An 11,926-nucleotide genomic window follows, 5' to 3' on the forward strand; every position below is an offset into this window, starting at 1 on the left:
ATCCTATGACCCCATCATCCCGGCGCCGCCGGTGGTGCGTCGTCTCCGGCGGCTACGCCGCCTTCGACTCCGCACCACCGGCCAACACAATCGTCAATCGACCGGACAAGATAATTGTCGGCGCCCACCCTACCTCCTGCCGTATCGCCATGGTTCGTCTGCATAACATCATCCTTAGTCTGTGCGCGCATCGCTTCGTTCCTCGGAATGGACCCAAGGCTATCGTGCTCCGCCCACGAACGGCGGCGATGTTGGAATCAACTCAACGTAAGATCATGAGGCACACGACGAACTGCGGTGCGGCGGTGTCGGGCCAATCTGAAAAAGCGTCTATCGCGCATCTGGCACTTTGCGCCTTTACAAAAGTATTGACGCGTTGCAGCGCGGGCGGATAGACAGCAGCCAACTGATTTTGCACGTATTTGATTTGGCGAGCAAAGGCAAACCCACGGCTAGCTTGGGTGCGGCTAGCCGGAGAATTGACCGGAAATCAAAGTCACCCCGGTTAGCCTTTGTCCCATGTCTCGATCAGTACCGCACACGGCGACCGATCAATGACCTCCCCGCTCGTCGACGGGTTCGCCCAGCGGCGTAGCCGCGACAAATGGTGATGTCCCATCACAATGACCTCCGCGGTCAGCAGCCGGGCTTGTTCGATGACGACGTCGGCCGGAGAATTTCCCGCGCAGAGGTGCTGTTCCACGGTGAGATTCCGGTCGGCAAGCTGGGCGGCTGCTGCAGTCAGAACGGCTTGTGCGAAAGATGTCTGCGCCCGTGCAGGCGGATAATTCAGGCGATCGGGTGCGGTGCCACTTTCGCTACCGGGAGGCAAAAAGTAGGATGGGTCGACAACGCAAAGAAGGTGTACGGTTGCCCTGCCTGGAGCCGCCACGCGGCTGGCCAGGTCGACGACGCGGACACTCTGGGCTGTGCCGTCCAGCGGAACGAGGAGGATATTGAACATGGCTAGAGATACCCTTTGAAGATACGATTGACATGCTGGGTGCCATCGCCGCCTGGAAGCGTGTCGGGCCAGTAGTTCCTGACATCCTCAAACTGGTTCGGCCAACGGCAGAACTCCTGCAAGATGCCGGTCTTCCTGAGGCGTGCCTCCGCGACAAGCGCGATAACCTGCGGCTGCCGACCAAGCGCGCCATGCGAAGCTTGGAGCAGCATGGAAAGCTCGTTCTCCGGGCCACGAACTCCGTAAAAGGCGTTGTGATACACGGAAGCGCGGTCGCGCCGATACGGCCGATGAACCTTCGCCCGCACGCGTGCCCGTAAGAAGACCCCCGAAAACCTCGTGAGGGAGACGGTCATTGGGTTCTTCCACAGCATCGACCCATCCTCGTCCACAAGCGAGCCGGCACCAGGAGCGATCGCTTTCGCGGCAGGTCAGTGCAAGCCGTAGGTTTTATGATTCTGCACCGATGCGCTCCGATGGCTGAATGAAGTTCAGGCTCGGTCGCAACCCGGAGTCATGCGTTCACCTGGACACGCTGTGCGCGCCAATCCGGCGGTTGAGTTCAACGACGAGAAACTATGGTCGCCGCGCCTCGATGAGGGGATTCACACGCTCGGTGAATCGCTCTTTTTTCCCGCTGTGTGTGCTCGATCGCGATCAATCGATGCGCGCGGCGCCAACCCTTAGCAACCTCAACTGCCAAAAAACAGGTCGCAGAAACTCGCCGGACCCACACAGGCATTAGGGTCCCTGGCCGGAGCCAAAGCCCGGCGCCACGGCGCGCGATTCGTATTCGCCTCGGATGTATTCGGCGCGGACGTACCCGCCTCGGCCGCCTGTTGAACATCCGCATGCGCGGGGGCAAGGGGTTCTGCGTGAACAGCGAAGCTGGCCGACAGCGAACATGCAAAAAGAACAGCAGTAAGCAATTTCATTTCGATCTCTCTAGCAAGGTGATGGAGGGGCGCCTCCCGGGGAAACACCTAGGCAGATTAATCACCTTCAATAGCCAAGAGAATCCCATAGCCTCGGGAATGATCCTTCCATTCCATGGGAGTATCGAGAAGCTGGCTTACGGGACGTCGTCAACGAGTGGTGGCAAATATCGCAATGAGGCGTCGCTGCGATACCACCTCCTCAAATACGCCCACACTATTGCGGGCATCTCCTCTCCCAGTTAGGGCTGCGGGCGTCCATTTCGCAAATACGGCGCGAGTGGGGGGGTATCAACACGCCATCACGAAATCATCTCGAGATCTTTGGTCCGCACGGCCGGTCGCGGCACGCGCATTACATCAATAACTGCCGACCTGGCAGGAGCCCGAAAGAACTCAGTGCAGAAGTCGACGAACATCCTGATCCGTGCCGAGATCAGTTCCCGATGAGCATAGAAAAGGCATATTTCAATGCTGCTTTCCGATGCCGTACATTCCGGCAGGACGTGCACGAGATCTCCCCTATCAATGTCGTCGCGAACCATGGTTTCAGGCAGCGTGGCAATGCCGGTACCTTCGAGCGCTGCCGCGCGAAGCAGCAGCTGGTCACCTTCCATCGACGACATGGGCAAAACGCTCACCTTCCGGACACCCTCATAGAGATCGATGAACTCCGCATTTTTCTTTCTCGTTTCCGGATCGATCAGTAAAAAATGATTGGCGACCTGCGCAGCGGATTCCGGTGCGCCATATTGCTCGAGATAGGCCGGAGCGGCGACGAGAATGCGAGGCGAGTGCGCTAGCGTCCGGCGAATTACGGTGGACTGCTCGACCAGCTGAGGCGGAAGAATGGCGATATCGAAACGGCCATCGAACAGGTTCGCGGGGTGATCCTGAACGGAAACCATCAGATTCACATGAGGCGCGATGGCTCGATAGCGCCGCACGAACCGTGGGAACACCCCGTTCACCAGCATGGGGTGCACGACAAGGCTCAATTTTCCGCCATTGACCTCGTGCTCCATCGCAATGCGCCGGTTAGCCTCGTCGAGCTCTTCGAGCAAACGGCAACAAATCAGATAGTACGAGTGTGCTGCGTCTGTCAAGGAAACGGACCTCGTGGTCCTGAGCAGGACTCTCGTCTGGACGCATTCTTCAAGCCTGGCGATCGCTTTTGAAACAGACCCGGTGGTCACATTCAACGATTCGGCGGCCTTGCTGAAACTCTGATACCTCGCAGCAGCGACGAATGCACGCAACATGTAAAGCTGGTCCATCTCGCACCTCGCAAATTTCGCTCTGGTCGACGATTCAAGCGTAATCGCGTAAGCCGCGCGGCGGTATCGTCCAATATGATGTGACGCCTGATGCAGGCGCGTGCGCGTCTAATACATCCGGATGGCCTGAACCAGCGGCCGGCATAGCGGCAGATCCCTCAGGCCAGATAGCGCCCAATTTCAGAGCGTTCGGCCACGTCATTGCGTTAGCAGTTCACTAACCCGTGCGAGAAGTCCCGCGTCATCCACAGGCTTCGAGAAGAAGCCTGCGGCGCCGTTACGATTTGCGCGCTCCAGCACTTCCGGGGTCGTGTACGCGGTAATGAAAATGACGGGGATAGGACGCTTCCACAGCTTGATCGACTCGAGTAGCGCAAAACCATCCATGCCTGGCATCTGGATATCGGCGACGACGAGTTTCAGTTTGGAGCGGCGCGTATCGCCCAGAAGATGATGCGCGGACGCGTAGTCGATGACGTTCCAGTTCGCCGAACGCAGCGAACTGGACAGTGCCATCCTGACGGACTCATCGTCGTCCACAAGGCCGATCATTGCAGACGAAAGCGCTGGTTTTATCGGGGGTCCGGTGGCCATCGAAATGATGCAGAAAGATTGAATCTTTCTGCAAAATACAAGCCGGCCGATTGAGCAGCAATCACACCTTCGAATGATTCTTGTGCCAGTCCGTATTAGCTGGGGGAGATCCGCGCGCTGACGCAGGCAGCCACCGCGCAACGAATGGGCAAATGCTTATCTGGCGCTCTGAGGAGCCTGCACTTGCTGCAACTTCTTGATGAGCTCGGCGACAGAGCGCGCATTGAGCTTGTGCATGGCCTGCGCCCGATGGATCTTGACCGTGACCTCGCTGAGACACAGGCGGTCGGCAATCTGTTTGTTCAACAGACCCTCCGCAACCATCCCGATCACCTCGCGCTCGCGGGAGGTCAGTGAATCGTAGGCTTGACGAATGCCCGCAACGAGCTTCGCCTGGCGCCGCAGTTCGCCATCGCGCTTGAGCGCCGCAGCGATCGTATCGAGCAGATCCTGATCCTTGAATGGCTTTGTCATAAAATCGAAAGCACCGGCTTTCATCGCCTTGACGGTCATGCCGATATCGCCGTGTCCCGTCAGAAAGACGATGGGAAATCGAATGCTCTCTTTAAAAGCTTCCTGCTGAAGCGTGAGACCGCTCTCGCCTCGCAATCGAATGTCGAGAATGAGACAGCTCGGCACATCCGGCATCTTCTCGGCGAGAAATTCGTCAGCCGATGCGAACGCTCGAACCTCGATGCCCACCGACCTCAGCAGACTGGTGAGCGCGCCTCGGATAGACTCATCGTCGTCGATCACGTACACGAGCGAGTCTGGTAGTTGTTCACTTCGCGTCCCAACGCTATCGTGTGTCATCGCTCGATCTTCGAAATGTTCGTGACGGCGTAAAGCTGCCGATGCTCGCCTTATGGTAAGCAATATCGAGACTTATCGCTACCGCTTGCAAACTGTGAGCATTGCTTTCCTTTGAAGCAGGCGCCCCCATAAATCATACTCGTCAACCCGGCTCCTTATGGCACACCACGCCTGAGAGCTTCACGGGTCATACCGGCGTATGAGGGACCGCATGCCGGCAAGATACAGCTTCAGCCATTCGGAGAATGGTCAGGGTGGCGCTGCACGCCTAACCTATATTACGAACGGGTCATCGCGCTGTCGGCATCGTCGGTCAGAGTGGGTGCGCAAAATGAAAGTCGCTCTTGTAGTGCATGATGGTGTTCAGGCGATGGACGTGGCAGGCGTGCTCGACGTGTTCGCCGAAGCGAATCGTTTACTCAGCGAGCCACGTCGGTATCAGGTGTCCCTCGTCGGAGAGCACGCAGGCGCGGTGGCCTGTTCGAACGCAATGCAACTGTGCGTGCCGTGGGCTTACGCGGACTTTCGCGCAAACCTCGATCTTCTGCTGGTGACAGGCGCCTTTCACGCAACTCACGTCCGGCCGAAGCAGCGACTGCCGGACTCGACCTTGGCCTCTCTCTCGTCTCGCAAGACTGGGGCCAGACGCTCGCCGAACAGGTGGCAAGGCGTCTTGGCGCCAAACTGCACAGCGAGTCCTGCGAACGCAATCCTTGCATTGCCACGCCAGGCGATGAAAGCACGATTATCAGAAGAGTACAACGCCATATCGACGACCATCTGTCCGATGTACTTTCGATCGAGCAACTCGCCGGCGCGGTCCATGTAAGCCGGCGCACGCTATCCAGGATCTTCGCGAAGCATCTCCACACGACCCCTTCTGCATTCGTGGATCAGGTCCGTGTCGGTGCGGCGAAGAAGCTCCTGGAGGAACGCAACATTCCGATGAAAACCGTCGCGTTCGATTGTGGCTTTCATAACGCCGCTCACATGCGCATGGTGTTTCAAAGGCTCCTCGAGCTCACCCCCCGGCAATACCGCCAACAGTGCCACCCGACCGAGGTCGCCGCCTGAGTGATCGCCGCGTGCGCAGCGTCGTCAGCCCGCCGCGATTTGTTCTCATGACGCAAGACTCTTTGTCCATGGTGTGTGTTCGCATGAGCAACCGATGCGCCTACAGTGCTCCTTCACCGGATCCGTCGATTCGAACGGCCGTCCGGCCGACTTACCCTTACTGCGAGATACACAATGAGCACTTCCAGGATCGTCATCGTCACCGGGGCATCGCAAGGCATCGGCGCGGAAACCGTCGAGGCCTTCCGCGCGCAGGGCCATCGCGTGGTCGCCACGGCCCGTTCCATCACACCGGCTGCTGAAGCCGATTATGTCGCCGTGGCCGGCGATATCGGCGATGCTGCCACGGCTCGCCGCGTGGTGAACGCCGCCATCGAGCACTTCGGTCGTGTCGATACGCTCGTCAATAACGCGGGCATTTTCATTGCGAAGCCCTTCACGCAGTACACCGCCGACGACTACGCCGCGATCCTGAACGTCAACTTGAACGGCTTCTTCCATATCACGCAATATGCGATCGAAGCTATGCAGAAGCACGGCAGCGGGCACGTGGTCAACGTCACCACCACGCTTGCCGACAAGGCGAACAGCAAAGTACCGTCCGTTCTTGCGTCGCTCACCAAGGGCGGTCTGAACGCTGCGACGCGCTCGCTCGCAATCGAATATGCGCGTGCGGGAATCCGTGCCAACGCGGTTTCGCCCGGGGTGATCAAGTCACCGATGCATGCTCCCGAAACGCACGCCACGCTTGGCGCGATGCATCCGATCGGTCGCATGGGGGAAATGAGCGACATCGTCAATGCGATTCTCTATCTCGACTCGGCACCGTTCGTGACGGGCGAAATCCTGCACGTGGACGGCGGCCAGAACGCAGGTCACTAAGCGCTCGAGCAACGCCCGCGCTCCGAGACTTGATGGCTCGTCGGGGCGCAGGCGCGCGGCAGCCGCTCATGCCACGTGGGTTAGCGTCTTCGTAATGACGAGCCGTGCGTCGCGCTTGCGGATGATCGACAAGTGACTGTAGTGATTGAAACGCAGCATGCGTACGCGCAGTTTCGCCGCCGCGATGTTTTTCTAAACATCGAGCATCAGCAGTTCCGTTTCGACCGGCTCGCCCAATTCGGCCGGCGATGGCCTGTTTGCAACACCCGCAAGATACTCGTCCATCGTCTTGTAGCAGGGCTGGCCATTCACCTCCCCCCGCCACGATCGCGTGCGCATCGAACACCATTCTCAGTGGCTTTACATCCCTCGCCGGATGGCGTCGGAATAGTGCTGGACGAGTTCGACGATTTCGACGCTATTGTTCGTTGCAGTCCGCTCCTTATTGATTTCCGCCCGGTCCGCAATTCGAAACGGGCTGTGCAATCGCTTGCGCAGCCCGTTTCGAACAACCCAGGATCAAACGCGATCAGGCAACCAGCCGCTCGATCTGGTTGAATCTTTCTTCGAGGGCGTTGACGCTCGCGTAGCCCGAATTCACGGCGTACATCCGACCTTGCTCTTCAAGCAGCAAGGTCGGAAACGACGCGACCCCAAGCGCCCGCGCGCGCGCGAAATCGCGCTGCGTCTCTTCTATCGCTTCTGCCCCTGCCCATGCCAGGTAGAACGAGTCGGCACTCACCTGAAGGCCTACGGCCGCCAGCGCCGTCGCTGCGATATCGCTCAACACGCGAGGGTCGGTCGTATCCAACCCCTGCACATAGAAGCCATTCTGAAGCGCGCGAAACACCGAAAGCAATGCATCGCCACTGACGAACCGGCGCGCCGCCACAACGGCACGGCACACCGGCTCGGTATCGTAGACGAACCCTTCGCGCACCATGAACGCTTCGCGGTTGAATGGCATACCGCTCAGGGCCTCGACGCGCTCCCAGTGCCGCAACCGGAAACGTTTGCCGGCTGCATCGAGAACATCGGTCGCGCCCGCGCGAATGCCGCCGACCACGATTTCCAGTTTCAGATCCGACACGCGCGCGACGAGCGCTGAGAGTTCCTTGCCAAAGCCATAGCACCACGAACACATCGGATCGCCGACATAGATTAGTTTCATTCTTGCTCGCCCAAATGAAGAGACAACGCGGGGCCCGCAGGACCCCATGCCCCGCATCGCTCCCAGCCATCGCAATGACTATAGGGTTGCGGTCTGACTCGATAAACGCAGTAGCCAGAACTTCTTTTGTTACATGGCGGAAAGACGCAATGCGGCTCACGAGCGAGCCCGCGCGCTTGTACCGGGCTGGAACATGTCCGAAGCCGGTTGATCACCTGCGCGCGTGCCCCCGGACTGGTCGCGGTCCCTCGATGGAATGAAACTTTTCCACCACGAACCGCGGCTGAATGCGATATGCGCAACGTGGCGCGCTCGCGGCGCAAATGCCTGAGGGCGGCCGCCGGCGACGCGATCGTCGACAATCGCGGCACGCGGCACCTTCCGCAGATCAGGATCATCGGGACCGAATCGCCATTGCAATCGGCAATCGGCAATCGGTGTCACGGCATGGGTCGCGCCGGGACCCGACGTCACCATGAACGCGCCGACCTTTCCACTCGCGCCGGCGTGCCCGCAGCGATGAAACCGGCGGTCGGTTCGTTGGCGGGTACGACGAGGGTGATCCGACGCTCGGGCTCATCGGCGTGGCAGTTCGTTAAACGGAACACCGCGGCTGACCGTCGGTTGCCCCTACCATTCGGCAATGCCTACGTCCAAGTCCTCGTCGTAGAACGCCACGAGAAACTCTTCTGGCATCAACCACGAATCGACGCTCACGGTTTGTGCGCCAACATCGACATCGACCTTCGCATCGGCATCCACGGACTTCATCGCATGCACGATCGTCGGAAGATCGTCGTTGCGGATCTCAGTTTTCATCGCGAACTTCATTTTCCACCTCTCTGTATGGGGAACCAGTCTGGACAACTATAGGATCAACGTCCACTGCCACCAATCAGGGCCGCCTCAATTCACTCTTTACACGGCGTAATCAAAGCCCCGTCAATCCGGTGCATGCGGGGCAAGCGCCGCGGCCGTTGAAGCTGCGCGCGTTTCTCGACTTCATGTCGCGGCGCCTCGAGGCGCGCATGTCCACCGCTTGAATTCCCCGCGTTATTGCGCGCGAGTATCAACTGTTGTTCATCGCAGGCGGTTTCTGTCAGCGTCGTTCGTGCGTAATCTTGGCTCGCAATAGGGAAAACGCAAGGCGAAACGCAATGGATATGTCAGCAATCACCGCCATCAAGGCTTCCGCTCCCATCGAACCCGCGCTTTCGGAGCAGCCCGCGTGGCGCCGGGTGTTTCGCGAGGGGGCACTCACGGTCGGACTCATCCTGCCGCTCGAAACGCATCCGGACTCGCCTTTCCCGACCATGCGCGATCATGTCGCCATGGCGCAGCGCGCCGAGTCGATGGGTGTGGCCGCGCTGTGGATGCGCGACATCCCGTTCTACGACCCCGCGTATGGCGACGCCGGGCAGATTTTCGAACCGCTGGTGTATATCGCCAGCCTTGCGGCAGTGACGAGCGAGGTCGCGCTCGGCACGACCGGCATCGTCTTGCCGATGCGCGACCCGCTCTTGCTTGCCAAGCAGGTGAATTCGCTCGACCAGTTGACGAATGGAAGGCTGCTGTTAGGCATGTCGTCGGGAGATCGGCCCTCCGAGTATCCTGTTTTCGGCATCGACTTCGATACGCGCGGCGAGCGGTTTCGCGACGCCTTCCAGACCTACCGCACGGTCGGCGAGCAACCCTTTCCTGTGTTCTCCTCACTCCGCTTCGGCAAATCGGATGGCACGCTCGACATGCTGCCCAAGCCGCAGTACGGACGCATCCCGGCGATTGCGGTTGGACGGGCGCAGCAGAGTCTCGAATGGATCGCGGCGCATATGGACGGTTACCTCGGCTTCGTGCCCCGCCCCGACGCGCTCGATGCATTCGTGCGCGGCTGGAACGAGCACGTCGCTCACTCGATGGGCCGCGAAGCCTTCAAGCCGATTGCGTTTGGCGGCTACCTCTATCTGCACCCAAGGCCTGACTACCCGTTCCGCACCATCAGGGGCGGATTCGTCATCGGCAGCCGCTCGCTCAGATACTTTCTCGAGCAGGCACGAGAAGCGGGCGTCAGCCACGTCGCGCTGAATCCGAAAGTCACGCCGCGCCCGTATGCCGACGTATTGGACGAATTGCACAGCGAAGTACTGCCGTACTTTATCCCGGAGGTTTCTCATGCAACACGCGAACATACCTGAAGCGCTGCATGCGCACTGGCAAGCGTCGGCGGCCGGCGATCTCGAAGCCGAACATGACATCTACGCCGACGACGCCATCTGCGACTATCCCCAATCGGGCGAACGCATCCATGGGCGCAGGAATTTGCAGGCCTTACGCGGACATCACCCCGACAGGCCGTCCGGTTTCAAGGTCAGACGAATGCAGGGAGAAGGCAATCTCTGGGTGACCGAGTACACCATCACATACCAGGGGCGATCTGCTTTCACCGTGAGCATCATGAAGTTCCATGACGGCAAGGTCGTGCACGAAACTCAATATTTTTCGGATCCCTTTGAGGCGCCCGGTTGGCGCAGCCAATGGGTTCAGAAGATCACACCCACTTAGCCGATAACCAACTTGGCTTTAGCCCCTGGACGCCTTCCAATGGCCCAGGGGTGCACCCGTACAAAAGCGAGTGGTAGCCGGCCATGCCCGGCCGGCCAACTTCGAGCGCGCGGCGTATTCACGCCGCGCTTCGCTCACTTCGACGCGGGCATGGCGAATTCAGCGCCCTTGTCGATGCTGTCGGGCCAGCGCTGCGTCACGCTCTTGTAGCGCGTGTAGAAGCGTACGGCTTCCTCGCCGTAGGCGTGATGATCGCCGAACAGCGAGCGCTTCCAGCCTCCGAACGAATGCCACGCCGACGGCACTGGACTCGGGACGTTGATGCCCACCATGCCGATCTGAATCTTCCTGGTGAACGTGCGCGCCGCTGCGCCATCCGCTGTGAACAGGGTGACGCAATTGCCCAGTTCGTGCGCGTTGACAAGTTCGATTGCACTGGCGAGATCCGGGACGCGCACCACCGAAAGCACCGGCCCGAAGATTTCTTCCCGGTAGATTTTCATATTCGGCTGCACGTTGTCGAAGAGCGTGCCGCCGAGGAAGAAGCCCTCTTCGTGCCCCGCCACGGTATGGCCACGCCCGTCCACGACGAGCTTCGCGCCAGCCTCGACGCCCGCATCGATATAGCCCCGCACCTTGGTGCGATGTTCGGCGCTGATAAGCGGCCCCATGTCCAGATCGGGCTCCATGCCCGAACCGATGCGCAGCGCGCGCACGCGCGTGGCGAGACGCTCGACCAGTTCGTCGCCGATGCGCCCTACCGCCACCGCGACCGAAGTCGCCATGCACCGCTCGCCCGCTGAGCCGTATGCCGAGTTGATCAGCGCATCGACGGCTTGATCGAGATTGGCGTCGGGCATCACGACGAGATGATTCTTCGCGCTGCCCAGCGCCTGCACGCGCTTGCCGCGTTTGGCGCCCTCCGCGTAGATATATTCGGCCACCGGCGTGGAGGCGACGACGGACATCGCTGCTACGTCGGGATGCTGAATCAGCGCGTCGACGGTGCCCTTGTCGCCATTCACCACGTTGAAAACACCCTTGGGAAAACCCGCCTCGATGAAGAGTTCCGCCAGCCGGATCGACGACGACGGCGTGCGCTCCGAAGGCTTGAGGATGAATGTATTGCCGGTGGCGGCGGCCATGACGAACATCCAGCACGGCACCACCACCGGAAAATTGAACGGTGTGACGCCGGCAATCACGCCCAGGGGCTGACGCAAATTCCAGCTGTCGATGCCGCTGCTGCTTTGATCGGTGAAATCGGTCTTGAGCAGGTTCGGAATGCCGCACGCGAATTCAACGATTTCGATGCCGCGCATCACCTCGCCCCTGGCGTCCGAGAGCAGCTTCCCGTGGTCGCGTGTAATGAGTTCGGCGATTTCGTCCAGATGTGCCTCTAGCAGCTCCTTGAACCTGAACATCAAGCGTGCGCGCTTGAGCGGCGGGGTTTCGCTCCAGGCCCCAAAGGCGGTCTTTGCGGCCGCGACGGCGGCGGCAACTTCAGTGGTATTGGCAACCGGCACGCGCGCTGAAACGCGGCCGTGGGCGGGATCGTACACGTCGTTGAATCGGCCGCTCGCGCCAGCGGTGTATTGACCGTCGATGAAATGTTTCAGTTGGCGCACCGCGCCCTGGTTTGCTTCGCTCATACGTC

General features: G+C 60.0%; 13 protein-coding genes and 1 pseudogene. 5 read left to right on the plus strand and 9 right to left on the minus strand.

What is annotated here, in order from left to right:
• Positions 1–395, plus strand: a 395-nt coding sequence (locus AB3X94_RS36490) for a hypothetical protein (RefSeq protein WP_368614039.1), incomplete at its 5' end; no start/stop codon positions are given.
• Positions 396–505: 110 nt separating this feature from the next.
• Here the strand turns inward: AB3X94_RS36490 and AB3X94_RS36495 are convergent.
• From AB3X94_RS36495 to AB3X94_RS36515, 5 genes are all read right to left on the minus strand, one after another.
• Positions 506–964: a universal stress protein gene (locus tag AB3X94_RS36495; RefSeq protein WP_176105821.1), complete on the minus strand. Its 459-nt coding sequence runs from the start codon at positions 962–964 to the stop codon at positions 506–508.
• Between the two features lie 2 nt (positions 965–966).
• Complete coding sequence (locus AB3X94_RS36500) at positions 967–1,338, minus strand: hypothetical protein (RefSeq protein WP_176105820.1); 372 nt, start codon at positions 1,336–1,338, stop codon at positions 967–969.
• 863 nt (positions 1,339–2,201) lie between these two features.
• Entirely contained in the window at positions 2,202–3,176 is a 975-nt protein-coding gene (locus tag AB3X94_RS36505) for a LysR family transcriptional regulator (RefSeq protein WP_368614040.1), read from the minus strand.
• Positions 3,177–3,374: 198 nt separating this feature from the next.
• Positions 3,375–3,770: a response regulator transcription factor gene (locus AB3X94_RS36510; RefSeq protein ID WP_368614041.1), complete on the minus strand. Its 396-nt coding sequence runs from the start codon at positions 3,768–3,770 to the stop codon at positions 3,375–3,377.
• Positions 3,771–3,926: 156 nt separating this feature from the next.
• Positions 3,927–4,583, minus strand: a complete 657-nt coding sequence (locus AB3X94_RS36515) for a response regulator transcription factor (protein WP_176105817.1) — start codon at positions 4,581–4,583, stop codon at positions 3,927–3,929.
• A 498-nt stretch (positions 4,584–5,081) separates the two neighbouring features.
• Here AB3X94_RS36515 and AB3X94_RS36520 point away from each other — a divergent pair, with 498 nt between their 5' ends.
• A complete protein-coding gene (locus AB3X94_RS36520) occupies positions 5,082–5,657 on the plus strand; it encodes a helix-turn-helix domain-containing protein (protein ID WP_368614042.1) in 576 nt (191 codons plus the stop codon).
• A 174-nt stretch (positions 5,658–5,831) separates the two neighbouring features.
• Entirely contained in the window at positions 5,832–6,539 is a 708-nt protein-coding gene (locus AB3X94_RS36525; RefSeq protein WP_368614043.1) for an SDR family NAD(P)-dependent oxidoreductase, read from the plus strand.
• Positions 6,540–7,068: 529 nt separating this feature from the next.
• Here the strand turns inward: AB3X94_RS36525 and AB3X94_RS36530 are convergent.
• The 3 genes and pseudogenes from AB3X94_RS36530 to AB3X94_RS36540 form a co-directional block, all read right to left on the minus strand.
• Positions 7,069–7,629: a DsbA family protein gene (locus AB3X94_RS36530; RefSeq protein WP_368614044.1), complete on the minus strand. Its 561-nt coding sequence runs from the start codon at positions 7,627–7,629 to the stop codon at positions 7,069–7,071.
• A 419-nt stretch (positions 7,630–8,048) separates the two neighbouring features.
• Positions 8,049–8,321, minus strand: a pseudogene (locus AB3X94_RS36535) (thiamine pyrophosphate-binding protein); the annotation flags it as partial.
• A gap of 19 nt (positions 8,322–8,340) precedes the next feature.
• Positions 8,341–8,541, minus strand: coding sequence for a copper chaperone (locus tag AB3X94_RS36540; RefSeq protein WP_176105814.1), 201 nt, complete (start codon positions 8,539–8,541; stop codon positions 8,341–8,343).
• A gap of 332 nt (positions 8,542–8,873) precedes the next feature.
• Between AB3X94_RS36540 and AB3X94_RS36545 the strand changes: the two genes are divergently transcribed.
• Together AB3X94_RS36545 and AB3X94_RS36550 are read left to right on the plus strand one after the other, a co-directional pair.
• A complete protein-coding gene (locus AB3X94_RS36545; protein WP_176110359.1) occupies positions 8,874–9,902 on the plus strand; it encodes an LLM class oxidoreductase in 1,029 nt (342 codons plus the stop codon).
• Positions 9,880–10,269, plus strand: a complete 390-nt coding sequence (locus tag AB3X94_RS36550) for a nuclear transport factor 2 family protein (protein ID WP_368614045.1) — start codon at positions 9,880–9,882, stop codon at positions 10,267–10,269. Before AB3X94_RS36545 ends, AB3X94_RS36550 begins: the two co-directional genes overlap by 23 nt.
• A 134-nt stretch (positions 10,270–10,403) precedes the next feature.
• On the opposite strand, the gene AB3X94_RS36555 is transcribed toward AB3X94_RS36550, so the two are convergent.
• On the minus strand, positions 10,404–11,921 hold the full coding sequence (locus tag AB3X94_RS36555) for a CoA-acylating methylmalonate-semialdehyde dehydrogenase (protein WP_368614046.1): 1,518 nt from the start codon (positions 11,919–11,921) through the stop codon (positions 10,404–10,406).
• Positions 11,922–11,926 lie beyond the last annotated feature (5 nt).

Source organism: Paraburkholderia sp. BR10923 (genome assembly GCF_040948765.1).
GTDB lineage: Bacteria > Pseudomonadota > Gammaproteobacteria > Burkholderiales > Burkholderiaceae > Paraburkholderia > Paraburkholderia youngii.